Raw genomic sequence first — 26,220 nt, 5'->3', positions numbered from 1 at the left:
TCTTTTTACCTATCCTTTTACCGCCGACTGGCCAACCGCTGTTTAATCTGCTGATTCTCAGCCTTGAGTTGGTCTAACTGCTTTTGCTGGTCAATCATATACAAAGTCAATTCTTCAATCTTTTCGAGCAGCTTGGCATCGGTCCGGTGCAGATCATTGCCCTGCTCGACCATCTGCTTCGCCGAGGGCACACCCGGCAGCTGGCCATGCCGCTGGATATGCTGTTCGACCTCGACTAACGGGGCCAGCTTATAGGTGGGCGCAAACACATGGTCGCTCCACTCCGCGGTGTTCCTGACGGCCACCTTGACCTTCTCCGTTAGAATGCCTTCCTGCACGTACAGGCGGTAACCGGCCGGCGTCCGGCTCACATTGGAGCCGATGATAACCGCTTCGCCCTTCGTACTTTGCAGAAACGTCCCGTTGCGCTGCCAAAGACTCTCTACGGCGGCTTCGCGCCCACTACTGGCGTAAGTAGCCAGAATGACGTTTCCGTTGCTGTCGACGGTTAGGAACTTGTTGGTGCTTTTGACTGCCGGGTCATCATCATTCAACTCTTCCAGCCGCAGTCCCGATTGATTGGGCACTCCACTGGCAATGTGTAAGCGAGCCGTGGGCATACTGGTACCGATACCCACGTTGGCACTATTGCCCAGCACCACCGCATTACTGACGCCCACTTTGGCGTTCGGGCCGATGGCCGTCGCGTTGGTCAGTCCGGCCGCGTTGGCATCCGCCCGGAAGCCCAAAAACAGATTCGTAGTACCATTCGTGTTGCTTCGACCGCTCTCAAAGCCAATCGCTACGTTGTTGTCGCCGTTGACGTTCGTGCCATTGCCGGCATTTGAACCCAGGTACACGTTGAAGCCGCCGGTCGTGTTGCCGCCCCCGGCGTTATCCCCTAGGAAGTAGTTGCCTGAGCCGGTGGTGTTGCTTAACCCGGCGTTGGTACCCATCATGTAGTTGGAGGAACCGGTCGTGTTGCTAAGTCCGGTTTGTACGCCGATGAACGTATTAAACTGGCCGGTGGTGTTGGTACGCCCAGCCATATAGCCCAGGAAGGTGTTGGCATTAGCGTTGGTGTTGTAGCCGGATTGTGTTCCTAAGAATGTATTTTGTATTCCGGAAACGTTGTTTAACCCTGATCGGCTACCGATAAAAACGTTCCCAGAGACCCCGTTGAACATCCCAACTCCGGTTTTAAAACCTGTACTGTCTCCTATCATAACAGAGCTATTACCATTAGCGCTTTGTGCAGCAAATGCTCCCATATAGACATTATTTGTGCCCATTACATTGCCTCGGCCAGATGAATATCCTATCATCACATTGTGAGAGGCATTAACAGAGGAGCCTGCACCAGTTCCCATTAAAACGTTCCCTGTTGCCAGTGTACCCAATGCGCCTGTATTTGACCCAACATACACGTTCTCAGAACCTCTGTTAAAATAACCAGCGGTTGACCCGACATATACGTTTTGAAATCCAGTAATACTAAGTGCACCTGCGGATGAACCTATAAATGTGTTTTGGTAACCATCCCTAATTGACATCCCCGCATCACTTCCAAAATAGGCATTTTGGTACCCGCTTACATTAGCAGAACCTACGTTATTTCCAAAGAAGGCGTTTCGAAAACCGATAGTGTTTGCAGAACCTGCATTACTTCCAAAAAAAGCATTTTGAATACCAGTTGTATTAACCGAACCGACATTATTTCCAAAAAAGGCATTATTAAACCCATCTGTGATACTTATCCCCGCCCGGTAGCCAAAAACGGTATTTCTAACACCAGGCGTTGCAGAAGTAGGCCCTGTAATAATCAAATTGTCCTGCGCTGATGACGTAGTACCCCCCGCCAGCACCAGGCCAGCGATGAACAAGAAACGGTAGAAAATCTGCATAAAATTGTGTGTGAAAAGGTGAGATATGAACAGAAAGCAACCTACTAAACCCAACTGACTTCAACAACAAATACGCCAGTTTCCAGCCCGCCCCCCAATTTTTGACTAACTTGCGGGCTCAAATGCGCTGAGGGCCGTTGTTCAAGCGTTAGGTATGTGTTCATCATTCCGGCGGCCCATATCCCACTCGCTTATGTTCTGGCACCGCGTTTCTGCTTTTATCCTCAAGAATAGAGTCGCTCTTATTGGCCTGATTCTGGCCGGAACGGCGTTCATGGGCTATCAGGCCTCCCGCGTCCGGCTGTCCTACGAAATCGCCAAGATCCTGCCTAAATCCGATCCCGATTTCAAATTGTACGATAGCTTCAAGGCCCGGTTCGGGCAGGATGGCAACGTACTGGCCATCGGCGTCGAAACCGACAGCATGTACCGGCTCAACTTCTTCAACGACTGGTACGCCCTCAGCCAGAAAATACGTAAAATCAGCAGCATCCGGGATGTCGTGTCCAACGCGAACCTGTACAACATCGTCCGCGACGACAGTTCCCGCACGTTCCGCTTTGTGCCGCTGGTGCCACGCCCCGTTACAAGCCAGGCCGAGGTCGACAGCATCCGCAGCCAGATCGCCCGGCTGCCGTTCTACGAGGGCTTCGTTTCTGATAGTTCGGGCCGGGCGCACCTGATGGCCGTTACGTTCGACCCGACCCAGGTCAATACCCGCAACCGGATCGACGTAGTGCGCCGGATCGAGGCCGTAGTCGATTCGTTCGGGGTTCAGCATGGGCTGGAGGTGCACCTGTCGGGCATGCCCTACATCCGTACCGAATTTACGGCCAAGGTCAGCAACGAACTGACCCTGTTCATGGTGCTGGCCTTCGTGGTTACGGCCCTGATTCTGCTGTTCTTTTTCCGGTCCGTTACGGTCATGGTGGCTGCTGCGCTGGTGGTCGGTGTGGGCGTCGTGTGGTCGTCGGCCTATATTTCGCTTCTGGGGTTTGAAATTACCATCCTGACCGGCCTGATTCCTCCGCTGATCATTGTGATCGGGATACCAAACTGCATTTTCCTGCTCAACCGCTACCACGAAGAACTGAACAAAGGCCGCGATCAGCAGCAGGCGCTGGCCATTGCCGCCGAGAAAGTAGGCGAAACGACGTTCTTTGCCAACGTCACGACCAGCATCGGTTTCTTTGTGTTTTACTTCACCAACAGCCCGCTGCTGCTGGAATTCGGACTGGTAGCGGCCCTGGGCATCATGACGACTTATGTCATGTCGCTTATCCTGATTCCGGCGGTTTTCAGCTATCTGCCGGTGCCCTCGCCGAAGAAACGGAGCCACATGGATCGCCAGTACGTTGCATCGTTCCTGAACTGGGTAAACCATTTGGTTAGTCAGCGCCGGGCCGCTATCTACACCTTCATCGCTGTGGTAACCGCGGTGGCCGTCGTCGGTGCGCTACGCATCAACGCCATCGGCTTCGTGGTAGACGATCTGCCCAAAAACGACCCGATCTACACCGACCTCAAGTTCTTCGAAAGCCGGTTCCGGGGCGTAATGCCGTTTGAAGTGAGCATCGATACGAAACGCCCTGGCCGCGTACTGACGCCCCAAACGCTGACGAAGATGCGGCTGCTGGACCGGGAATTTTCGAAGTATCCGGAGTTTACGCGCCCGATCTCACTGGTCGAAGCCGTGAAATTCTTCTACCAGTCGTATCGGGGGGGCGACCCGCGCTACTACCTGCTGCCGCCCGCCCTCGAACTGCAAAAACTGTCGGCCTACCTGCCCAGGCTGAAAGGCAGTGAAAACAAATTCAAAGGCTACCTCGACAGTACCCGGCAGTTCACCCGCATCAGCTACCAGATGGCCGATGTCGGGACGGTACGTGTCAACCAGCTGCTAAGCGAACTCCAGCCAAAAGCCGATTCAATTTTCAACATTGACCGGGCCACCGGGCAGCGCGTCGCATCAGACGAGCAGTTTGACGTGCGCATCACGGGCAACAGCGTCGTGTTTACCCGGGGCAACGATTACCTGCTGAAAAACCTCGCCGAAAGTACGGTGCTGGCCATCGTGCTGGTATCGGTCATTCTGGTGATTCTGCTGCGCGACATCCGGCTGAGTTTGATCGCCATTCTGCCGAGTGCGTTGCCGCTGGTTGTCACGGCGGGTATTATGGGCTTTGCGGATATCCACCTTAAGCCCTCAACCATCCTGATCTTCAGCATTGCGTTCGGCCTGTCGTCTGACGGCACCATCTACTTCATCACCAAATACCGCGACGAGCTGCGGAACAGCCGCCTGAGTCTGGCCCAGGCCGTTTCCCAAACCATCCAGTACACCGGTGTCAGCATGTTCTACACAGCCATCATCCTGTTTGCGGGTTTCGCCATCTTCACGGCGTCTACGTTCCAGGGAACAATCGCGCTGGGTATTCTGGTGTCCATTACGCTGCTGATGGGCATGGCCTCCAACCTGATTTTACTGCCTGCTTTCCTGCTGTCGGTGGATAAAAAGCGCAGCAGCCGGTCGGCCGTGCGGACCGAGCCGTTGTAAGCCTACATCAGAATGTTGTTGATGGCCTGCACGCGTTTGGGCAGTTCGGCCTCGCCCAGCATGTCGCGCAGGTCGATCTCAATGTTCCGGCAGATGGCCGTCATCGGTACGTCGTTGATGCTGTTTTCGAAGGGGTTCTCGCTGGTATCGCCCACGATTTCCATGGTGTTAAACACCCAGGCAATGATGGTATAAAACGGGACCGTCAGCCACACGTGCCAGCCGCTGACCTTCGCCATCTCACTCAGCAGTCCGTAGGGCAGCACAAAGATGAACAGCCACACAAACAGGTAACTGAAGAACGCGTACTGTCGCGGAAACGGGAACGATTTGATGCGCTCGCAGGCCCCCTGCTGGTTATAAAACTCAACCAGCATCCGCTCCAGATCCACGTGGTAGAAGTCCGACAGGTAGCCATTCTGGCGCAGTTCACGCAGACTGGCCGACTGTTTACGCAGCAACATGGTGGCCGGGTTCGGATGCCTGATGGCCTCCTCCACCTCTTCGACCGACAGGAATCGGCTCAACTCTTTATCCAGACTACACTGGCGGAATTCTTTGATGCGCTCAATGGCCTCGTGCGCCGGATCATGATGCAGCTCCCAGACGGGTTTCTGCCGAAGCTGAACCCGAACCGCCGTGATGTAGGCCAGATGCTGGTAAATTAATTTTTTGTGAATTTGCTGCAAACCCTCGGCGGGCAATGGATCGGCAGCATCGAGGTTCGTAATATAGTCCAGCACCATAATGCCCCACGACCGACTGGCGTTGGTGATGCTGCCCCAGATGCGCCGGGCCTCCCAAAGCCGGTCATAAGATGAATTGTTCTTAAAACCGACGTAAAACGCCACGGCCGTACCGATAGTAGCTACCGGCACAAACGGAATGGCCAGATTTTTCAAGCCAGCGAAGGAATACAGCGTACAGATAACGGAAGAGTAAACGATAAAACTGAGCACAGACCGCCAGGCAAATGGAAAAACGATAGCAAAAGGAACGCGTTTGGTAGTGAACATAAGGTTGATTGGACTAACATTTAAACCAAATCTATACAAAACCGCTTACTTTCAAAATAAACAGGAAGTTATGGAAAAGGTACTACAAGGGCAGATTGCAATCGTTACAGGTGGCAGCAGCGGCATTGGCACCGGCGTTTCGCGGGCGTTAGGAGCCGCGGGCGCTACGGTCGTCGTTAATCACTCCCGGCCATCGTCAAAAGAGTCGGCCGAGAAAGTGCTCGCGGACATTGAAGCGCAGGGCGGGACCGGCATGATTTACCAGTGCGACGTTAGCCAGGAAGATCAGGTCATCCAGATGTTCGCGGACGTAATTGCGCGCTACGGTACGGTCGATATTCTGGTCAACAACGCCGGTCTGCAGCGCGATGCTCCCTTTACGGAAATGACGCTCGCCCAGTGGAACGAGGTCATCAGCATCAACCTGACGGGTCAGTTTCTGTGCGCCCGCGAAGCTATCAAAGAATTTCTGCGCCGGGGTCCACAACCCGAAAAGTCGAAAGCCCTGGGCAAAATCATCTGCATGAGCAGCGTCCACGAACTAATCCCCTGGGCGGGTCATGCCAACTACGCAGCCAGCAAAGGCGGTATCAAACTCCTGATGCAGAGCATCGCCCAGGAATTCGCCAAAGACAAAATCCGGGTGAACAGCATTGCCCCGGGCGCCATCAAAACACCCATCAACAAAGAAGCCTGGGATACCCCCGAAGCCGAAGCCAAACTGCTTACCCTGATTCCGTACGACCGCGTCGGGGTGGTCGACGACATCGGCAATGCGGCCGTCTGGTTGGCCAGCGATGCCAGCGATTACGTGATCGGCACCACCCTCTTTGTCGACGGCGGCATGACACTATACGAAGACTTCGCGGATAATGGATAGATTTGGTTTATAGTTTGTCGTTCGTAGTTTGTAGTTGCTCGTCCGGGCTTGACTTCAACCTACGAACGACAAACCATAAACCACCGACATGACCATCGAACATCAACGCCTGCACGATCCGGCCTGGCGACAGTGGGGGCCGTACGTCTCCGACCGCCAGTGGGGCACCGTCCGCGAAGACTACAGCACCAACGGCGATGCCTGGCAATACATCACGCACGATAAAGCCCGCAGCTACGCCTACCGCTGGGGCGAAGAAGGCATCGCGGGTTTCTGCGATCATCGGCAGCGCCTTTGCCTGGCCGTAGCGCTCTGGAACGGGCGTGACCCCATTCTGAAAGAACGATTCTTCGGACTGGCCAATAGCGAGGGGAACCACGGTGAAGACGTCAAGGAGCTGTACTTCTACCTCGACGCAACGCCTGCGCATTCGTACCAGCGGATGCTGTACAAATACCCGCAGCAGGCGTATCCATACGACTGGCTGGTTAGCGAAAATGGCCGTCGGTCCCGACTGGACCCGGAGTTCGAAGTGCTCGACACGGGTATTTTTGATCAGGACCGCTACTTCGATGTATTTGTCGACTATGCCAAAGCCAACCCGCACGACATTCTGCTCACAATAACAGTCCATAACCGGGGACCGGAATCGGCCGATCTTCACCTGCTGCCAACCATCTGGTTTAGAAATACCTGGGCCTGGGACCCGGAGCAGGCAGCTCATAAACCCTCGCTGGTCTGGCACCCTGACGGATCGGTCATAGCCACCCATCCCGATCTGGGGCAGTACGTCGTGTATGCCGATGGCACCCCCAACTGGCTGTTCTGCGATAACGAAACCAATACGGAGCGGCTCTGGGGGCAAACCAGCCGCGACGGCCTGTATTACAAAGACGGCATCAACGAGTACCTGCTCCACGGGGCTTACACCATCAACCCCGCCCGAACCGGAACCAAAGCGGCCGCCCATTATGCCCTGTCGATTGCGGCCGGCGGATCGGCTACCCTTCGGCTGCGGCTCAGCCAGACGGTTTCAAACCAACCCTTTGCTGACTTTGACGCCCTCGTTACCCAGCGCAAAGCCGAGGCAGACCTGTTTTACAGGGCAATTCACCCGCAACAAGCCACCGAGGCCGAAAAACTCGTTCAGCGGCAGGCCCTGGGCGGGATGCTCTGGAACAAACAGTACTACCACTACGACGTAACGCAGTGGCTCAACGGCGACCCGGCGGGGCCTCCCCCACCCCGACAGCGACTACAGGGGCGCAACCATACCTGGGCGCATCTGATCAACGAGGATATCATTTCCATGCCCGATAAGTGGGAATATCCCTGGTATGCCGCCTGGGACTGGGCATTTCACTGCGTTACACTAGCCATGGTCGACCCCTCGCTGGCCAAACAGCAGTTGCTGCTGCTCACCAACGAGTGGTACATGCATCCGAATGGCCAGCTACCGGCCTACGAATGGTCGTTCGACGACGTGAATCCGCCGGTGCAGGCCTGGGCAGCGTGGCGCATTTACCACGACGAAAAAAAGCAACATCCCGAGCGCGATCCCGACCTGACGTTTCTGCGCTCCATCTTCCATAAGCTCATGCTGAACTTTACGTGGTGGGTGAACCGCAAGGATGAACTGGGCAACAACATTTTTGAAGGTGGTTTTCTGGGGCTGGATAACATTGGCGTATTTGACCGAAACACCGTCCTGCCCGACGGCAGTCACCTGGAGCAGGCCGACGGCACAAGCTGGATGGCCATGTACGCCCTCAACATGATGCGTATTGCGCTGGAACTGGCCCGCCATGACGCGGTGTACGTGGATCTGGCAACGAAGTATTTCGACCACTTTCTCTACATCGCCGGTGCCATGACTCAGATTGGCGAAGGCAGCAGCGGCCTGTGGGATGAAGCCGATGGGTTTTTCTACGATCAGCTTCGGCTTTCCGACGGCCGTATCGAAAAGATGCGGGTTCGAACCATGGTCGGGCTGATTCCCCTGTTTGCCGTCGAGGTCCTCAGCGACGATCTCCTGCACGAGTGTCAATCGTTCACCAACCGAATGCGCTGGTTTCAGCAACACCGCCCCGAGCTGTACCAGCAGGTATCGCGGTATTTTGAGCCGGGTGTCGGCGAAAAACGACTATTAAGTCTGCTGCGTGGCTTCCGCATCAAGTCGCTGCTGACCCGCATTCTCGATGAACAAGAGTTTCTGAGTCCGCACGGCATCCGGGCCGTATCAAAAGTCTACGAGAAGCATCCCTACGAATTCCGGCTTGACGGTACTACGTTTCGGCTGGCCTACACCCCGGCCGAGAGCGACAGCGGTATGTTCGGCGGTAATTCAAACTGGCGTGGGCCTATCTGGATGCCGGTCAATTACCTGCTTATTATCAGCCTCCAGCGGTTTTATCACTACTTTGGCGACAGTTTCACGGTCGAGTACCCCGTGGGCTCGGGCCAGATGCTGACTCTCAACGAGGTGGCGCTTGAACTAAGCAACCGGCTGATAAGCCTGTTTACCCCCGACAAGGCCGGCCAGAGGCCGACGTTCGGGGCCCATCCGAAATGGCGCGATCCGCATTTCCGGGACTACATTTTGTTCTACGAATACTTCCACGGCGACAATGGCCGGGGAATAGGCGCATCCCACCAGACGGGCTGGACAGGTCTGGTAGCGAATCTGATTGCCCGGAAATACCGCAACTAATAAAGCGAACGAGTCCCGGCCAGGTAGCCGGGACTCGTTCGCTTTGCAGAAGTCACGTTCTTTAGGCACGAGCCGGGCGCAGCACGGTAAAGCGTTGCTGCAGCAGGTAATAACTACCAAACAGCAGCCCATTGAACAGCAGGTCACCCATCAGGCCGTTCAGTGCAAACGACGTTCCGTCGTAAAACGCCAGACCGGCAACGTAGCAGCTCATCAACCCAGCAGTTGTCTGCGGATAGAACGAGCTACCGTACCAGACCGCGAAGTTGGTAATCAGGAAGAACAACACCGACGACGTAACGGAGGCCGTTGCAATGCGCCCTGCCGTTGGTTTCCGGAGCAGCCACAATCCCAGCAGCCACGTCAGAGCAAAGCTGACATAAACGGCTCCCATGCTGCTGTGAAAACCAATCAGGGCATCGCTTATCACCATAGCCGTCAGCGGAGCGATCAGACCCAGCCACTTGCGTTCGAACGTTGCCGCGCCAAACAGGGCCAGGGCAGCCACAGGTGTCATATTCGGCCAGTGCGGCAGCAGGCGAAACAAGGCAGTTGTCAGTACGATGGCCGTCAGCGTGGCTAACCGAATTGTCAATGGTTTCATGCGGTCAAATCAGCGATTAATGTATTGTATCGTATAGTATAACCCGTTCATGGTTACTTTAGTTACCGAGCCATAGTCAAGATGTAGCCGGTAGGCATTCTGCAAAGATAACCCCAGAAACAGACACAGCAAAGCGCGGATCACTCCGCCGTGGGTAATAACGAAAACCGGCTGCCCGGTACCGCTTTCCGCGAGGGGCACAATCTGCTCCCGCCAGAACGCGCCAACCCGGTCGAATACATCCTGAAAATTTTCGCCGTTTGGGGTTCGTACGTTCACAAAATCAGCCATCCAGGGATCCAGCACTTCCCGGCCAATGTCGGTCCAGGGAATCAGCTCCCAATCGCCAAAATGAATTTCTTTCAGCCGGTCGTCAAAAACAACCGGCTCGTCGGCTTCCGTCAGATCCAGGGCCAGCTTCCGGCACCGGCTCAGCGGGCTCGCAAACGTAACGGCCGATGATTCTGTGGGCAGAAATGAGCGCAACCGATCCCGTTGTTCGAGGTAATTGTCGGCCAGGTCCACATCGGCCTGCCCATAGGCTACGCTACGTCCCACGGCAACTTCAGTATGTCGAACTAGATAGATATCCATAACAAGGAAACGTACGACAGGTACATGATTACTTCGGCGAGTTGCTGCGTGGCCCCCAGGCAATCGCCGGTATAACCGCCAATCCACCGCCGGAAAAATGACATGAGCCGCCAGCGAAGCAGCAACAGCGGAATCAGAAACGTCAGGTAGATCCAGAGTCCGGTGAGCGCCCAGAGCGCTACCAGCGGCCCGATGCCGAACACGCCCGCTATGGCTACCTGCCTGGTACTGATCCCTTCCGCCACGGGCTTGGCTTTAGCGGCTTCGTCGTCTTCCCGCGCATAAGGTAAAGCCGGAATAATCGTCGCGGCTATGAATCGGCTGACACTATGGGCCGATACGTACTTCAGGGCTACGGCCCAGCCAAACGCTTCTGCCGACAGGAGCGATTGCAGCGCAAAAAATTTGACGGCCAGCAGCAAGCCCAGGCCAATGGTACCGTAGGTTCCCAGTCGGCTGTCTTTCATGATGGTCAGGATCTGCGCTTTGGTCCAGCCTCCTCCGAATCCATCGCACACGTCGGCGAAACCATCCTCGTGAAAGGCACCCGTAATCCAGATTGTCGCGATCATACTGAACAGGACAGGCAGGTAGGTCGGCGGAAACAGCACCGTACCGAGCCAGTAGACGCCAACGCCGGTTATGCCCACGATCCAGCCAATCAGGGGAAAGAAAATAGTAGCCCGATTGAGCGCATCCGCCGAATGATCAATGCCTTTCGGAACGGGCAGGCGCGTGTAAAACATCAGGGCGGTAAAAAAGAGCTTGATCATAGATCGTACAAGTTGGCACAAACATAAAAAAACCGGGAGCCTGAGCCCCCGGTTTTTGCACTCTATAGCTTATTGCTTAGTTCAGATCAAAGCTTACATCCGAACGGCGACCGCTGTTGCCGGCCCGGCGACGAGCCGGAGCCTTACGGGCTGGTGCCGGCGGTGCCAGCAGACGAGCCTTCTGGTCATCGGTCAGCGGCTTCAGATCAGTGATCGAGAACGTATCATCGCTGATCGTCGTGTTGAAGCTACCCACCGGCTGCTCAGGCTGACCGTTGCACGGCAGTTTCGTAACCGTGAACACAGCGCGGAAGTACAGCACCTGCGGACGTACCCGACGGCCTCTGTAGCGGATGGCGTTGCCGCTTTCGATCCGAGACTTCTCGGTTTGCAGCGTCTGAGCCAGCGTACCCGGCAGTTGGTTAATGTTCAGCAGCACCGTGTTCGTGTCGAACTCAACGACACCTTCAGCCAGACGGCGGTTCAGCGTGCGGTATCTCAGACGCAGAACCGTGTCGCCCACGGACGTGATCTGACCATTACAGTAGCAGACATTGGCAATTTCACGTGTGTATGGCGTGCGGTAGTAGACCTCCAGGCGCTCCAGACGGTGGCGGAACTCGCATTCTTCAGCACCACGTGGTCCGAGAATGGTAAAGCTGGCGGTTGCAACCTCACTCATACACGTACCGCACTTCGCTTCCTGACGGTTGTGTACCGTTACGTAGTAGAAACCACGGGCCGGGCGGCCAGCCGAATCCAGGTACGTTTGCGGGAACGTCAGCGTTGTATCAGTCGTGTTTTCAACCTGTGCGATGATCGTATCGCGGGCAGCGCCCAGCGTATCGGCTTTATAGTGCAGACGAGCCGTGAACGTTTCGTTCCGCGGGTTCACCGTGGTGCTGCGCCAGCTGATCACCGGCGTAGAGTTAGACGGCAGGCTGTCGGATGCGTATGACAGGCCAGCCAGCGGGTTGTTGTTAGCAAAACGTACAGACAGTTGCGGGATTGAGTCGCAGACCGGGCAAACAATCGGAGCCTTCGGAATCAGCTTCCGCTCGATGAAGCCTTTGCGTACGCCGATACCGGCACTGAAACCACCGTGTTTCCGGCTGAACTCCAGCAACTGGTCGTCGATACCGTTTACGATCAGGTAGTTCAGACGCGTGTAGAAGCCCTGTGCCTGCACACCGATGTGCCAGTTGTTACGCAGCGGGAAAAAGACCCCCAGCGACAGGATACCACCCGGACGCAGAATCTTCGTGCTCGGGTTAACTGACCGGATCAGCAGATCGGCCTGGCTCGGTACTGACGCTGTGATGGTAGCGGCTTCCGTCCGGAACAAACCACCCCGCAGACCCAGTTCCAGGAACGTACCCGTCCGCAGACCCGTACGGTTCCGTGAGAAGTTAAACGTTACGACCGGCCCGAGAGCAATGTAGAAGTCGTCGGATGCGCGCTGCTTGAACAGCACCTGATCGCTCGAAATGCCACGAGCGTTGGCCAGTGAGAACAGGAAGTCCCGATAGACCCGGCGCGTTACGTAGTTTTGATACCCCAGCACCCCACCTACACCGAAACGAAGCCGGCGCTCAGGGCGGGTCAGGAAGTAATCAACGTTGGCCGTTACGTTAATACCGGCTCCGTTGTACAGCGAATTGTCGCGCCGGTTAGGTCCAAAGGTATTCTCCCAGGTACCGCAATAGGCGAAGTTTGGCCCTGCAAAAAGCCCAACCCGCCAGGGAGACTGTCGACGTACGAGAATAAACGTCTGAAAGGTGGTATCGCAGTCGTCCAGTTCGGCGACGTCGCTGGCCACGGATTTGAAATCCTGGCGGTTCAGCGTGTCGGCGAAGGGCCGCTTACCCAGCCTGTAAATATTATCCCGGTAAAGTTCACGGTCGCGTGGCCGGACCGTATCAGTTGCCGCGGATGGGGTAGCAACTGTAGATTGCTGAACCGCATCTCGCCGGACAGTATCAACTTGTTGAGCAAGGCTGATGGAAGGCATAGCACAACTCAGCCACACGAGTCCAGCCAGCATCCGCAGGGGGTGTTGTTGGATAAATGTTCGCATAGAGACGGATTTAATTTTGACGCAATGTTTCTAACTAAACTGTTAATTTCACAAAAGCCCTTAAAGAAAATTAGGGAACGGTCATCCTATCAGAACAGTGGATTTTATCGCCCAACGAGCCAATTGCCTATGTGTTAGCATGCTGAAATTTTCTGTAAAGCTGTTCATCGCTGATGAGCGAAAGTAATTTTTTTTCAAGACGATGAACATACTCCGCTTACTATTTCATAAAAAAGTGCACACTAAAGCTGACAATAGCCAATTTTTGTAACCTCTTACCCGGGATTTCGTGGAAGACAGTGCTTTTTCAAAACCGCTGATAGATTATTTATGCGGCAAACGTAAGCACTAGGATGTAAACTTTGCACCATCTGATTATTATTTTTTTTATGGTCTGAACCTGACTTTAACCACAAGGAATGGGCTGCTCCCATTCTCCTGAGCTACTGGCAACGTTGACATGGTATTCTTCGCTGACGGCGAATTATGCCTTTATCGTTGCTGTATGTTAGCTCATTACGTAACCTGGTGTCTGCAAATTATCGAATAAACAATAAACACACTTTTGTGTTCATGGCCCGCCGGGAACGGACGGCCTATAGTTTACCGCTTATGATTCGGTCGGGCTGCGCTAAACTCATCAAAAATCGTTAAGTTTTTTTTTCGCTTCTCCCTCTCCCGATTCACTCCCCTACTAAATCGTTGGAAAGGCAAGAATGTTTTTTCGGCAGGCTTTCGATTTAGTCTGGACAATGGATCTTATCAGGAGGGTTGTCCGGCCGGCTCTTTTCCTTTTAAATACTCGCCGGCAGCCGACCGCAGCAAACCGGCTACCGAATTCAGGCAGAACAATACTCCGCGGTCGATCAACGCCCGGGCCTGATCGCCCGTAGCGGCCGTTGTTCCGATCACCAGTCCGGCCTTCAGTACGGTTTCAACAATACCCGCAATTGCTTTCCGAACTTCGCTGTTGGCCGGCCCATCGTAGTAGCCCATCGACATGGCCAGATCACGCGGCCCGACAACAAACCCGTCGATGCCCGGTACCTGGCACAAAGCCTCGAGATTATTGACGGCTTCAACGGTCTCGATCTGGGGCAGCAGCAGCGTCTGCTCGTTGGCAAACTGGACGTATTCGCCCTGCCCCATAGTCCCCAGCAGGTAATCGGCGGCCCGTACCGGTCCCAGCCCCCGGTTTCCCATTGGGGGGTATTTTACCGCCTGGACCAGCGCTTCCACTTCGGCGACGGACGTGACGCCCGGGATCATAACCCCCATAACGCCAGCATCCAGGAATTGCAGAATCAGCTTGGGATCACCGCTGCGAACCCGAGCCAGGGCTGTGATGCCACTGGTTTCGCAGGCCCGGACAATCTCCTGCACCTGCGAGGTCGTGACGGGGCTGTGTTCGCCGTCGATCATGTAAAAATCAAGATCCGAAAAGCCGCATAGTTCGGCAATGGTCGGATCGGCACTATTCGACAGTACGCCCAGCACGGGCTGTTTATTGATCAGCTTTTGCTTAACCAGATTCTCCTTCATCTACGCTGAAAAGGTTTACCGTTTTCGCAAAGAACGCAAAGAAGTTCATCGATCCAACAAATACCAGTATCCCGGTATTTTATACCGATTAACCAACCCGTATGTTTATAGCGCTATTCCTACACCATTTTGCTATGCGCTGCCTAGTATTTATACTGATCTGGTCTGTCAGGCTTGTTCATGCCCAGTATCCGTTTCCGGTACGTCACCTGACCACCACCGACGGGCTTTCGCAGGGCACCTGCTACCATATTATCAAAGACTCCCGGGGGTTTATCTGGGCGGGCAGCCAGGACGGTCTTAACCGCTTCGATGGCACCCGGTTTACGCGGTATCAGTTTGACGAACTCGACTCAACGACTATCGGCAAAGGTGAAATTCAGGGGTTGATCGAAGCGCCGTCGGGAGATCTGTGGGCGGGAACCGAAGATTGTCTCAGCCAGTACGTCCGCCAAACCAACTCGTTCCGGCGCTACTACGTAACCGACAACCGGGGCCGGAAACGCTTCAGTCTGCACACACCTTTCTACGCCGACGATTCGACGGTCTGGTATAGTAATGCCATCGAGGGGGTGGTCCGGCTCAATGTTCAGACTCAGCGCAAAACCCTGATTAACCCGCAGATACGACCTAAATCGACCATCATCACCGAATGGATTAATTACCGTCCGGCCGATCAGTCGCTGGTGTTTCTGCTTCCCGTGGGGTTTGCCCGCTACCACATCCCGACCCGTCGGTTAACGACGTATTATACGGGACAGCCGACCGACGGTATTCCTGGCCGGCAGGTATTTCAATCGCTCTACAGAACCCGAACCGGACAGTATTGCTTAGGTAGTTCGGTAGGTATTTATGAATTTGACGCCACCTTAACGAGTCTCCGGCACCAGCATCCCCTCCGGCCCGGCATTGGCCTGTTCCGATTCCAGAGCATGATGGAAGACCAGCAGGGACGTTGGTGGCTGGCTGTCGAGGGAGCCGGCGCGTGGCTGTACGACCCCGTCCGGATGCGGATTGTTCGGGAAGTGGGGCCGGGCCTGAATAAATCCTATTCGTTGTTGACTAACCAGATACCAGAAATCTACGTCGACGATCTGGGCTTGGTCTGGGTAAACAGCGACCCCTTTGGCATTGATATTATTTATCCCAGTAAGTACCGTATCGAAACATTTTCCGATAATCCCGCCGACGCCAGCGACCTGAATAATCACGCAATCCGGGGCCTCTGCGAAGACCGGCGGCACCAGATCTGGATCGGCACCGTCGATGGTGGAATTCGCCGGCTGGACCCGGCTACGGGAACCATGCGCGCCTATACGGTTGAGATGGGCGTAACGACCAAGGGCAATATCCGGCATATCGTCGAAACCCGGAACGGTCGGCTGCTCATTGCCAATCAGCGGGGCATTCAGCAGTATGATCCGGCCGGCGACCGGTTTATGACCATCCCTAATCCGCTCTGCCGCGACGATCAGGACTGCCAGTACATCCGGGGTATGCTGGAACTACCCGACGGCAATTTTATTGTGGCTACCTACGCCGGTCTGTTCATTCACGACGCTCAGCTTCGGCCGCTGGGCCAGGTAGATGCCGGGAGCAACTATTACGGGTCGCTGTACTTCGACGCTGCCACCCAGCTGCTCTATGCCGGCCGCCGGGATCAGGACTTGATGGTATACCGGTACGAACAGGGCAAGCTTACCTGGCTCTACACCACCCTGCCGGGCTTCAACATCCTTGACCTGTATCCGGATCCGGCCCGGCAATGCATCTGGATCTGCACCGACCGCGGGCTGGTCCGCTTTGATCCGGCTTCGCGACGGGTTACCCGCGTTTATACCACCCGCCAGGGGCTCCCCAACAACGTAGTGTATGCACTGCTCCCCGATCAGAAAGGGCGGTTCTGGCTGAGCACCAATAATGGACTGGCCAAATTTTTGCCAGCTAAGGAAACGATAACCCCCGTTCCTATGACCCGGGGTCGTGAATACAACAGCTTCACCGCCCTGATCAGCTCCGACGGTACGTTCTATTTCGGCGGGGTACACGGCCTCGACCGTTTTGTGCCAAACCAGCTCGACTACGACGCTACGGTTCCGGTACGTATCACCGATTTTCAGGTCAACGACAAACCGTACCGAACCGGGGGCTTCATTGGCGAAACCGGCAAGGTAACGCTTACGTCGCAGCAGCGTACTTTTGCGATCAGCTTCGCAGCCCTCGATTACTTCAGCGACGGAAACAACTCGTTTTTTTACCGGCTCAACGGTGTTGACAATAACTGGGTGTCCCTCACAAAAACCAATACCGTCCGGTACGCGGATGTGTCGTCGGGTACGTACACGTTTCAGGTACGTGCCCTAGACGCCCGGGGCCAGCTCACGCCCATTACGCAAGTCCGGATTCGCATTCAGCCGCCTTTCTGGCAAACCTGGTGGTTCATCCTGCTGAGTCTGGCGGGGCTGGTCGGTCTGGTAGCCTGGGGCGTCAGTGCGTTTAACCGGCAGCGGTTTGACCGCCAGCAGCGGCTGATGCAGAATACCCTGGCCACGCAGGAAAGTGAACGCCGGCGGATTGCCCAGGACCTGCACGACGACGTTGGTAATACGCTGGCCACCATCAAAGGCATGCTGGAACGGGCACGCGAGCGAGAACCGGCTCCGACGGCCATTCCGGAGATCAGCAAGGCGTATGAGCTGATCGATAAAGCCAGTGACGACCTGCGGGTCATTACGCACGACCTGATGCCGGTTGAATTTGAACGATACGCCCTCCCCGACGTTGTGCAGCAGCTGATTGATCGGGTCAACCGGTCGGCCCGCATGCAGTTCGAATTCATTCTGTTCGGAACAATCCGCCGGCTTGAACCCGAGCGCGAACTTGTTACGTACCGGATTATCACCGAATTGATCCAGAACGGGCTAAAACACAGTGGACAGGGGCTAGCCATTGTTCAGCTAGGTTATCATCCGCGTCACTTAAGCATCCTTGTTGAAACTCCTTTGCCACAAACGCCTACACGTCAATCGTTTTCTACGAATTTGTCACCGGGTATAGGCCAAAATAATATATCTTACAGGGCAGAATATCTGCATGCATCGTTAGCCATAGATCGCAACGAACAAAGCTACATTGTCATGCTCGACGTGCCCTATGATGCAATCGGAAACCACACCAGTCATCAACATCCTCATCATTGATGATCATCGCCTGTTCAGTGAAGGGCTCAGGGCCATGCTGGCCGATGCCCCGGATATAACCATTATCGGCCAGATTTACCACAGCCGGGAAGCGCTGCATCAGGTTCGGCTGCTCCGCCCTCATGTGCTCATCATCGATTTCAACATGCCCGAGATGGATGGGCTTGAACTCACACGGCTCCTGCTGGCGCAGTACCCGCAGTTGTACATTCTGATTCTGAGCATGTACGGCGAAAGTCGGTATATCAACGATTTCCGGAAGGCGGGCGCACTGGGTTATATGCTCAAAACCTCCACCAAGGACGAACTGCTGACGGCCATTCGGGAGGTAGCTATGGGCCATACGTATTTTGACCCAAAGCTGGCCGATCAGAAACAGTTCAGCAATCACGCCGACGACACGTTTCTGAAAAAATACAAGCTCTCACCCAGAGAGGTTGAAATTATCCGGCACATCAAAGCCGGCCTAAGTACGCCACAGATCGCCGACAAAGTGCACCTCAGTCCGTATACCATTGAAACGCATCGGAAAAATATCTACGCTAAACTGGGCATCAGTACAGTCGCCGAGCTGGTTCGGTTTGCGCTGGAGGTAGGTTTATAAAAACCTATTGATACGTAAATATACCCGGATTCGGGTATTGTGGAGGGGTAGACCGTAAAGTAACTTTGTTATGCTTTCTATCCACACTATATTTTAACAGTACTAACTATTCAGCCCTTCCTTTTTTAGCGGCCAGCCTTCTGAAGACCTCGGAAGGCTGGCCGTTTTGTTGTCCGCTTTGTCGATTTTCCCTTCTTTTTTAAACAACCCATTTTTTACCCGTGTTGACTCTATGATGTCTATATACTTGTAGACAATCAATCAAACGTTCTAATAAACTTCCTTTATGAAAACCGTTAATGAATTGATGGAGCACATGATCCAGGACTTGTACTCCGCCGAAACACAGGCTCTGGAAGCCATGCCACAACTGGCTTCGCGGGTTCAGAATGCCGAACTACGTCAGGCGTTTGATACGCACCAGCGCGAAACGGAACAACAGGTAAAGCGTCTGGAGCAGATCGCTCAGAAAATGGGCATCAGCACAGAAGGTGAAACCTGCATGGGCATGCAGGGATTGATCGAAGAAGCCCAAGATCTGCTTGACCAGCTGGAAGATGATCAACTGGCCGACGCAGCCATCATCGGTGCTGCTCAGAAAATGGAGCACTACGAGATTGCCGGCTACGGAACGGCCCGCACTATGGCCCAGCAGGCGGGTCAGCAGGAAATCGCCGACCTGCTGGAGCAAACCCTTCAGGAAGAAAAATCGACGGACGAGAAACTGACCCGCATTGCTACCGGCAAAGTTAACCAGCAGGCAACGAAGGCATGATGGGAGGAGAAAAGGAGGAAGGGGAGGAAAGGAGAAAAGGGATTTAACTTCACTGTTTCCTTTCTCCTTTCCTCCCCTTCCTCCTTTTCTCCCTTTTAAAAATACAACTCATTCGCCATCCGGAACGTATTGCAGTGTGCTTCGACGATGTCGGCAATACGGGGTGAGTACCCCCCTCCCATCGATACGGCAATCGGCAGCTGATGCCGAAGCGCTTCTCCAAAAACAAACTGGTCCCGCAGCCGACACCCCTCGCGACTGACCTTGAGTTTCCCCAGCCGATCGGAGGCCAGAATATCGACGCCCGAAATAAAAAACAGGAAATCCGGCTGCACCCGCTGAATCAGTTTGGGCAACGTATCATATAGTACGTTCAGGTAGGCTTCATCGTCCATACCAGTCGGTAATTCAACATCCAGATCCGATCGCTCCTTGTGCAACGGGTAATTGTCTTTACCGTGCATACTGAAGGTAAACACCCGGGGCTCGTGCTGAAACATGACGGCCGTTCCGTTGCCCTGATGCACGTCGAGGTCAATCACGAGGATTTGCCGGGCCTGTTCGGTGACAAGCAGGTAATGAGCGGCTACGCCGACGTCGTTCAGCAGACAAAAGCCTTCGCCTTTATCCGGAAATGCGTGGTGGGTCCCCCCCGCTACGTTCATTGCCACGCCGTCGCGCCGGGCTTTGTGGGTGCAGTCGATGGTGCCCTGTGTGATTACCCACTCGCGTTCAATCAGCCCCGCCGACAGCGGAAAGCCAATTCGACGCACCATTTTCGGGTCGACGCTCAGCGTCTGGAGCTGCCGGACGTAAGCGGCCGTATGCACACCCAGTACCCAGCGGTCGTCGACGGGCTGCGGGCGAAAGAAGTTAGCATCCGTACAGGTGCCTTCGTACAGCAGTTGCTCGTGAATGAGTTCGTATTTAACCATCGGAAAGCGGTGGCCTTCCGGTAACGGGTGCCTGTAAACAGGCGCAAAAGCAATCTGCAGCATGAAAGGAACAGAAACGCCGGACAGCCACACGGGGCGATGTCCCGTTTAATAAGGATACAGTCCACTTAACTACTCTTCGGCCGATTGTGTTAAAAAACGACCTATCTTCCCCGTTCTTACGCTTTATCAGACACTATGAGAACCGCTATTGTAACGGGTGGCGGACAAGGGATCGGACGTGTCACCACACAGTACCTGCTCACGCATGGCTACCGCGTAGCCATCTGGGAGGCTGACTCCGACGCCCTTGCCGAACTTCGCGAAGCTTTTAAGGCATCTACCGCACAGATACTGTTCGTATCCTGCGACGTAGCGAGTGAACTGAATGTTCGGAAAGCCACCGAACAGACAATCAGTCATTTTGGGCAGGTAGACGCCCTTATCAACAACGCAGCCATTCAGATTGAGAAACCGCTTGATAAGCTGACCCTTGACGAATGGAACCGCGTGATTGGCACCAACCTGACCGGGTCATTTCTGTGTGCCAAACATACGGCTCCTTACCTGGCTGCTCAGAAGGGGTGCATTGTAAATATTGGGTCTACGCGTGCTTTTCAGTCAGAACCCGATACCTTTGCCTATACCGCATCTAAAGGAGGTATTCTGGCCCTGACGCACGCCCTGGCAGTAAGCCTGGGTCCCGATGTTCGGGTGAACTGCATCAGCCCCGGCTGGATCGATGTATCGGCTCTGAAAAAGAAAGCGAAAGCGAAGCCCGACGAGCTGCGGCCCGAAGATCACGCTCAGCATCCGGCCGGGCGCGTAGGCCAGGCCGATGATATCGCGCGCATGATTCTGTTTCTGATTAGTCCGGAAAACAGTTTCATTACCGGCCAGAATTTTGTAGTTGATGGTGGCATGACCCGGAAGATGATTTACGTGTAACTACATATAAAACACTCATTCGTTTACTTAGTTTAGTACCTAAATTGAAACTGCTTCATCAGCTATGGATATAGAATTTTCTACATCAACCGAGACCGCTCCCGTGGAGGTGCTCGACACGCAGGTAACGCTTCGGGCTACGGCCGGGCACTCGCTGTTGTCGCTGCGCTTTCTGTATCGGAAAAACCGGGAAGCCGATCACCTAAGTATGCCCCCCCTGTCGTGGTTCGATGCCAGTCAGCTACAGCGCTTTTCGCTGGACCTGGCTAAAATCCGCCAGGCCGAAACGTGCACGATTGACCTGCCGGATGCCGGCATTCGGTTGATCGGTTCAACCCGCCGGATTGGAGGGCGCTGGACAGCCGGCCGAACCATTCAGGTTGAACCACTGCCGACTTCAGAGCGCCGGTTTATGCCGTTTACCATCCACGGATCGCAGCATGATATCACGTCATACGCCCGCACGTTATATAATCGATTGTGGGAAGTTTTTATCCGCGGTTAGTTTTATCACGTAGCGGGTTTTAGAAAATTATAGAAGCACTTGCTTCGTGGCTACCCCGTATACATTAAACTCAACGTACATATGGAAAACACAAATCAGGATGCAATGCTGAACGAGCAGTCGCAAACGTACCGACCCGACACGGGAGGCCCGATGCAGATTCCGGATCAGGGTGAAATGGGCAATGAAGAATACAATCCGTCGGATCTGGTCGGCGATGTCAATGCCCCGGCCAGTACGCCCATCGACAGCACAGCCCCCGGCGATGGGATAAGCGTAGGCAATAACGACGGAACAGAACCTGATCCTGAGTATAACGATGGAAACAGTCCTTTAACCAAATGACTATTCCGGTACTATAACCTGTCAATGAAAAAGGCTCCCTTCGGGAACCTTTTTCATTGTATATAAGTGGTCAGATACGGTTCTACACGCCTGTCATTCCACCTAGCGTAGCGTCGTTGCTGGTACCGGTGCTGCTTGGGCTGGAACCTGTCGTACCAGAGCCGTAAGTTGTAGTACCGCCCATCTGTGAACCGCTGCTGTAGCTTGAGCCCGACTGATACGTTTGTCCCATGCTGCCCCGATCATCATAACGGGTGCCATCCGGACGTACCGTGTCAGTGTCCCGATCGCCGTACGTATTGTTCATATCAGACTCCGAAGCAGCCCGCTGGTTTATGAATGACTCAGCCAGTTGGGTCAGCTTCTGGTCCGTGTTTTTCTCTTCCTGCAACGTCTGCTGAAGCAGCTGTGCGGCTTCCTGGTAACCCAGTACTTTAGCCAGCGTTACGGCCGATCCATACGCAGCAATCTCGTGGTGTTCTACTTTCTGTCCGGCAATGATTAGACCGGCATCCCGCGTCAGCGATCCTGACTCAGTCATAGCTACCACTTTCTGAGCATCTTCGGCTAAACCGTCGATGGCTTCGCAGGTCATGCTGTCGGCTTCAATACCGATGCTGTCAAATACGCGCTCCAACCGCATAATTTGATTACGGGTTTCTTCCTGGTGCATCAGGAACGCGTTCCGTACCTCATCCGTCGAAGCCGCATCGGCTTGTTCGCCCAATGCGTCAACGGCCTGCCTTTCGGCGTAATAAATACCTTTCAGTTCATTGATAAAGAGGCTGCGGAGGCCTTCACCCGTTTCAGCGTCATTGCCTCCGAAAAAATTCGATACTCGGTCCATTAGGGATGCCATAGCTCGTGTAGTTTTATAGTTAGTAAGTTGATTGACTCCCCTCAATGGCCAACAACCGTGCCAAGCGCTGATACTGTGAACGTTACACTTTTGTAATAATTTATTGTGTTTATCTTTTTCCACAAAAATAGTAGACTACAATCCCATTCCCACGTGCCATAGAGTAGGCGGCACTGGATAGATTTAACCAAAAGCTTAGTAACGAGGCACTATCGAGTCTGATTTGCAGGCTGATGTGCTTTATCCCGTATCCATGACGAGCAATTACGATTCTAGATATAGCCACCTCTAACCTGAACACAGCACCCTGGTCTGGCCGGATTTGGTCTGGCGTGACCAGGTCGCTTTTGAATAATTCATCCTTCAGCCCCATTCCAGGCGAATACGATCTAAGCTGGAGAGTACTGTGTTGGGAACAAAAAAAGCCCGACCAGTGCTGGTCGGGCTTGGTGACCCATAGGGGAATCGAACCCCTGTTTCATCCGTGAAAGGGACGTGTCCTAACCGCTAGACGAATGGGCCGTTTGCGCCAACCTGGTAGTGACCCATAGGGGAATCGAACCCCTGTTTCATCCGTGAAAGGGACGTGTCCTAACCGCTAGACGAATGGGCCTGATGGCGGTTTGTACCGGACGTTGGCGAAACGTGGTGCAAAAGTACGGATATGATTTTATAATCCAATATCTCCAATTGAAATTTTGTCATAAATCGCCTTTCTGTCCGAATTACTACTATTTTTGATGAAATCAATTTAGCTGTAGTAACCCCAATTCATGAAACAACTGTTGCTGCTGGCGGGTCTGACGGTCTTGTCCTTTTCAGCCCCGGCGCAAACTTCACCCACTGTACAAAATTCGGCCGGTATCGTCGCACCGGCGCAATTCCTGGGATATAAAATTGGCGAACGCTTCACACCCCACCAACGCGTACTGACCTACGCCGAGCAGGTCGCCCGCCAGGCTCCTAACCGCGTTAAATTGCTGCCATACGGCACCACGCACGAAGGTCGTCAGCTGATGGTCGTTGTTGTGGCCTCAGAAGCGAACCTGAGCCGCCTGGAAGAGATTCGGACTACTAACCTCAAACGTACCGGTTTGCTGGATGATCCCGCTACGGATGCAAAGCCTTCAGCCACGGCCCAACCCGCTATCGCCTGGCTGAGCTACAACGTTCATGGTAACGAAGCGGTCAGTTCCGAAGCGTTCATGGACGTACTGTACCGGCTCCTCGACCCGAACGATGCCGTGTCGAAAAAAGTCCTGAACACGACCGTGGTGATTCTCGATCCGGGTCTGAACCCCGATGGTCATGATCGCTACGTGAACTGGTACAACCAGATGGCCGGGCGAAATGCTGATCCAACGGCTTTTGCCAGGGAGCACAATGAGCCCTGGCCGGGAGGTCGGTATTCGCACTATCTGTTCGACCCAAACCGCGACTGGGCCTGGCAAACGCAGGAAATTACACAGCAGCGGATGGCGCTGTATCACCAGTGGATGCCCCACGTTCACGGCGATTTTCACGAAATGGGCGTCGAAAGTCCGTATTACTTTGCGCCGTCGGCCAAGCCGTATCATGAGGATATTACCCCCTTTCAGCGTCAATTCCAGCAGGTAATCGGGCAATATTGCAGTCGGTACTTCGACCGGAACGGATGGCTCTATTACACCCGGGAGCGATTCGACCTGTTCTATCCCAGCTACGGCGACACCTACCCGACCTACAACGGTGCCATCGGTATGACTTACGAACAGGGCGGCAGCGGTCGGGCTGGTCTGGCCATTGAAAAAGCCGACGGCGATACCCTCACGCTCCGGCAACGGATTGATCACCACGTAGCGTCCAGTATTGCTACGCTCGAATCCATTGCCGATCGCTCGGCAGACGTAGTGAAAGAATTTGGTAGCTTCTTCGATAAAGCCCGCAACACGCCGGTAGGGACCTACAAATCGTACGTAATTAAAGCCAACGGCGATCCGGGCCGCCTGAAAGCCTTGCAGCAACTGCTGACACGCAACCAGATCCGGTTCGGCTACGCCGGTAAAGCCCAGACCGTTACCGGCTTCAATTATACGTCGCAAAAGAATGAAAAGAATGTATCGGTAGCGGCTGAGGATATGGTAATCAGCGCCTACCAGCCGAAATCCACGCTGCTGAAGATTCTGTTCGAACCCAACTCGACACTGGAAGATTCGGCAACGTATGACATCACGGCCTGGTCGCTGCCCTATGCGTTCGGACTGCAAACCTATGGCCTGACGAACCGTATCAATCCGGTTGCGGCTGCGGCTGATGCCAACGCTCAGCGTCCGGCCCAACAGGCCGGTAAGCCCTATGCCTACGTGGCCCGCTGGCAGTCGCTGCCGTCGGTGCAGTTACTGGCGGCTCTGCTGAAGCAGAAAATTCGGGTGCGGGCGGCTGAGAAACCGTTTGAATTGGACGGCAAGACGTACCAGTCGGGCACTCTGCTTATTACCCGGGCGGGCAATGAACGGCTCGGCGACCGATTTGATGCGGTTGTTTCGCAAACAGCGGCCAAAGCCGGCGTTGCGCTTACGCCCGTGCAGACCGGTTTTGTTACTAAAGGCTCCGATTTTGGCTCGGACTTCGTAACGGGTCTGAAAGCACCCCGCGTCGGGTTGGTTCTCGGCGACGGCACCCTCCCCCCGGCCGCGGGCGAGGTCTGGCATTATTTCGATCAGGAACTGGAATACCCCCTAACGCTGATTGATGGAAACGCGCTGGGCAGCGTCGAGTGGAGCAAACTGGATGTCCTTGTGCTGCCGACTAACTACAATTACAGCCGGTTCCTGAACGAAAAGAACCTCGCGGCTATTCGCGAATGGGTTCGGGCGGGCGGTAAGCTGATCGCGATGGAACGGGCCGCATCGTTCCTGGCCGGTAAAGACGGTTTCGATCTGAAAGAGAAAGACGATAAGGACGGTAAAGAAAAAGGCAGCAAGGACAAAGGCAATCCCGCCGACTCGCTGAAAATTTACGGCGACCGGGAGCGAACGGCGATCTCCGACGAAACACCGGGCAGTATTTACCGGATCAATCTGGATACCACGCATCCGCTCGCCTTCGGCCTGGCAGACGGCTACTATTCGCTGGTGCAGAACGCCTACAATTTCGATTTCCTGAAAGACGGCTGGAACGTCGGCTACCTGAAAGCGAATAACTACGTAGCCGGTTTCTCGGGCAAGAACGCGAAAGAAAAACTGAAAAATACGCTGACGATGGGCGTGCAGAGCCTCGGCCGTGGCACGGTCATCTACCTCGCCGACGACCCGTTGTTCCGGGGTTTCTGGTACAACGGCAAGCTGCTGTTCGGCAATGCTGTATTTATGGTTGGTAATTAGATGATTACCTCTCAACAGCAAAACGCAGTG

At 54.5% G+C, this 26,220-nt stretch carries 19 protein-coding genes and 2 tRNA genes; 10 read left to right on the top strand and 11 right to left on the bottom strand.

What is annotated here, in order from left to right; translation table 11 throughout:
* Positions 1 to 17 precede the first annotated feature (17 nt).
* Positions 18 to 1,049 (bottom strand): bZIP transcription factor, encoded by a 1,032-nt coding sequence (locus tag DYU11_RS08665; protein ID WP_147367908.1) that lies wholly within the window; start codon positions 1,047 to 1,049, stop codon positions 18 to 20.
* 1,048 nt (positions 1,050 to 2,097) lie between these two features.
* Here DYU11_RS08665 and DYU11_RS08660 point away from each other — a divergent pair.
* A complete protein-coding gene (locus DYU11_RS08660; RefSeq protein WP_119667248.1) occupies positions 2,098 to 4,461 on the top strand; it encodes an efflux RND transporter permease subunit in 2,364 nt (787 codons plus the stop codon).
* Positions 4,462 to 4,463: 2 nt separating this feature from the next.
* On the opposite strand, the gene DYU11_RS08655 is transcribed toward DYU11_RS08660, so the two are convergent.
* Positions 4,464 to 5,477, bottom strand: coding sequence for a bestrophin family protein (locus DYU11_RS08655; RefSeq protein WP_119667247.1), 1,014 nt, complete (start codon positions 5,475 to 5,477; stop codon positions 4,464 to 4,466).
* 70 nt (positions 5,478 to 5,547) lie between these two features.
* On the opposite strand from DYU11_RS08655, the gene DYU11_RS08650 reads away from it, so the two are divergent.
* A complete protein-coding gene (locus DYU11_RS08650; RefSeq protein WP_119667246.1) occupies positions 5,548 to 6,357 on the top strand; it encodes a glucose 1-dehydrogenase in 810 nt (269 codons plus the stop codon).
* Between the two features lie 88 nt (positions 6,358 to 6,445).
* Positions 6,446 to 9,067 (top strand): MGH1-like glycoside hydrolase domain-containing protein, encoded by a 2,622-nt coding sequence (locus DYU11_RS08645; protein WP_119667245.1) that lies wholly within the window; start codon positions 6,446 to 6,448, stop codon positions 9,065 to 9,067.
* Positions 9,068 to 9,128: 61 nt separating this feature from the next.
* Here the strand turns inward: DYU11_RS08645 and DYU11_RS08640 are convergent, their stop codons facing one another.
* The 5 genes from DYU11_RS08640 to DYU11_RS08620 form a co-directional block, all read right to left on the bottom strand.
* Positions 9,129 to 9,671, bottom strand: coding sequence for a DUF6580 family putative transport protein (locus DYU11_RS08640; protein ID WP_119667244.1), 543 nt, complete (start codon positions 9,669 to 9,671; stop codon positions 9,129 to 9,131).
* Positions 9,672 to 9,680: 9 nt separating this feature from the next.
* The gene (locus tag DYU11_RS08635) at positions 9,681 to 10,265 is read right to left on the bottom strand and encodes a histidine phosphatase family protein (RefSeq protein WP_119667243.1); all 585 of its coding nucleotides are present in this window, start codon (positions 10,263 to 10,265) and stop codon (positions 9,681 to 9,683) included.
* A complete protein-coding gene (locus DYU11_RS08630; RefSeq protein WP_119667242.1) occupies positions 10,250 to 11,038 on the bottom strand; it encodes an adenosylcobinamide-GDP ribazoletransferase in 789 nt (262 codons plus the stop codon). The genes DYU11_RS08635 and DYU11_RS08630 overlap by 16 nt, the downstream gene beginning before the upstream one ends.
* A 76-nt stretch (positions 11,039 to 11,114) precedes the next feature.
* Positions 11,115 to 13,115, bottom strand: a complete 2,001-nt coding sequence (locus tag DYU11_RS08625; protein WP_119667241.1) for a porin family protein — start codon at positions 13,113 to 13,115, stop codon at positions 11,115 to 11,117.
* A 762-nt stretch (positions 13,116 to 13,877) separates the two neighbouring features.
* Positions 13,878 to 14,657, bottom strand: coding sequence for an HpcH/HpaI aldolase family protein (locus DYU11_RS08620; RefSeq protein WP_119667240.1), 780 nt, complete (start codon positions 14,655 to 14,657; stop codon positions 13,878 to 13,880).
* Positions 14,658 to 14,791: 134 nt separating this feature from the next.
* Here DYU11_RS08620 and DYU11_RS08615 point away from each other — a divergent pair, with 134 nt between their 5' ends.
* From DYU11_RS08615 to DYU11_RS08605, 3 genes are all read left to right on the top strand, one after another.
* Entirely contained in the window at positions 14,792 to 17,857 is a 3,066-nt protein-coding gene (locus DYU11_RS08615) for a sensor histidine kinase (RefSeq protein WP_158600249.1), read from the top strand.
* Positions 17,811 to 18,461, top strand: coding sequence for a response regulator (locus DYU11_RS08610; RefSeq protein WP_119667238.1), 651 nt, complete (start codon positions 17,811 to 17,813; stop codon positions 18,459 to 18,461). The genes DYU11_RS08615 and DYU11_RS08610 overlap by 47 nt, the downstream gene beginning before the upstream one ends.
* 286 nt (positions 18,462 to 18,747) lie before the next feature.
* On the top strand, positions 18,748 to 19,236 hold the full coding sequence (locus DYU11_RS08605) for a YciE/YciF ferroxidase family protein (RefSeq protein ID WP_119667237.1): 489 nt from the start codon (positions 18,748 to 18,750) through the stop codon (positions 19,234 to 19,236).
* Positions 19,237 to 19,331: 95 nt separating this feature from the next.
* Here DYU11_RS08605 and DYU11_RS08600 read toward each other — a convergent pair whose 3' ends face one another.
* Complete coding sequence (locus DYU11_RS08600) at positions 19,332 to 20,234, bottom strand: histone deacetylase family protein (RefSeq protein WP_119667511.1); 903 nt, start codon at positions 20,232 to 20,234, stop codon at positions 19,332 to 19,334.
* A gap of 135 nt (positions 20,235 to 20,369) precedes the next feature.
* Between DYU11_RS08600 and DYU11_RS08595 the strand changes: the two genes are divergently transcribed.
* The 3 genes from DYU11_RS08595 to DYU11_RS08585 all read left to right on the top strand — a co-directional run bounded on the left by DYU11_RS08595 (position 20,370) and on the right by DYU11_RS08585 (position 21,969).
* Entirely contained in the window at positions 20,370 to 21,119 is a 750-nt protein-coding gene (locus tag DYU11_RS08595) for an SDR family oxidoreductase (protein ID WP_119667236.1), read from the top strand.
* Between the two features lie 64 nt (positions 21,120 to 21,183).
* Complete coding sequence (locus DYU11_RS08590) at positions 21,184 to 21,624, top strand: hypothetical protein (protein ID WP_119667235.1); 441 nt, start codon at positions 21,184 to 21,186, stop codon at positions 21,622 to 21,624.
* Between the two features lie 81 nt (positions 21,625 to 21,705).
* Positions 21,706 to 21,969 carry a hypothetical protein gene (locus DYU11_RS08585; protein WP_119667234.1) on the top strand — a complete coding sequence of 88 codons (264 nt, stop codon included), beginning with the start codon at positions 21,706 to 21,708 and terminating at the stop codon, positions 21,967 to 21,969.
* A gap of 82 nt (positions 21,970 to 22,051) precedes the next feature.
* Here DYU11_RS08585 and DYU11_RS08580 read toward each other — a convergent pair whose 3' ends face one another.
* From DYU11_RS08580 to DYU11_RS08565, 3 genes are all read right to left on the bottom strand, one after another.
* Positions 22,052 to 22,828, bottom strand: a complete 777-nt coding sequence (locus tag DYU11_RS08580) for a YciE/YciF ferroxidase family protein (RefSeq protein WP_119667233.1) — start codon at positions 22,826 to 22,828, stop codon at positions 22,052 to 22,054.
* Between the two features lie 447 nt (positions 22,829 to 23,275).
* Positions 23,276 to 23,350, bottom strand: a tRNA-Glu gene (locus tag DYU11_RS08570).
* A 19-nt stretch (positions 23,351 to 23,369) separates the two neighbouring features.
* Positions 23,370 to 23,441: transfer RNA gene (locus tag DYU11_RS08565), tRNA-Glu, on the bottom strand.
* A gap of 160 nt (positions 23,442 to 23,601) precedes the next feature.
* Between DYU11_RS08565 and DYU11_RS08560 the strand changes: the two genes are divergently transcribed.
* Positions 23,602 to 26,190, top strand: a complete 2,589-nt coding sequence (locus DYU11_RS08560) for a M14 metallopeptidase family protein (RefSeq protein WP_119667231.1) — start codon at positions 23,602 to 23,604, stop codon at positions 26,188 to 26,190.
* The last annotated feature ends 30 nt before the right edge of the window (positions 26,191 to 26,220 follow it).

Source organism: Fibrisoma montanum (genome assembly GCF_003583365.1).
GTDB lineage: Bacteria > Bacteroidota > Bacteroidia > Cytophagales > Spirosomataceae > Fibrisoma > Fibrisoma montanum.
This window is presented reverse-complemented; position numbering and strand designations above follow the sequence as displayed.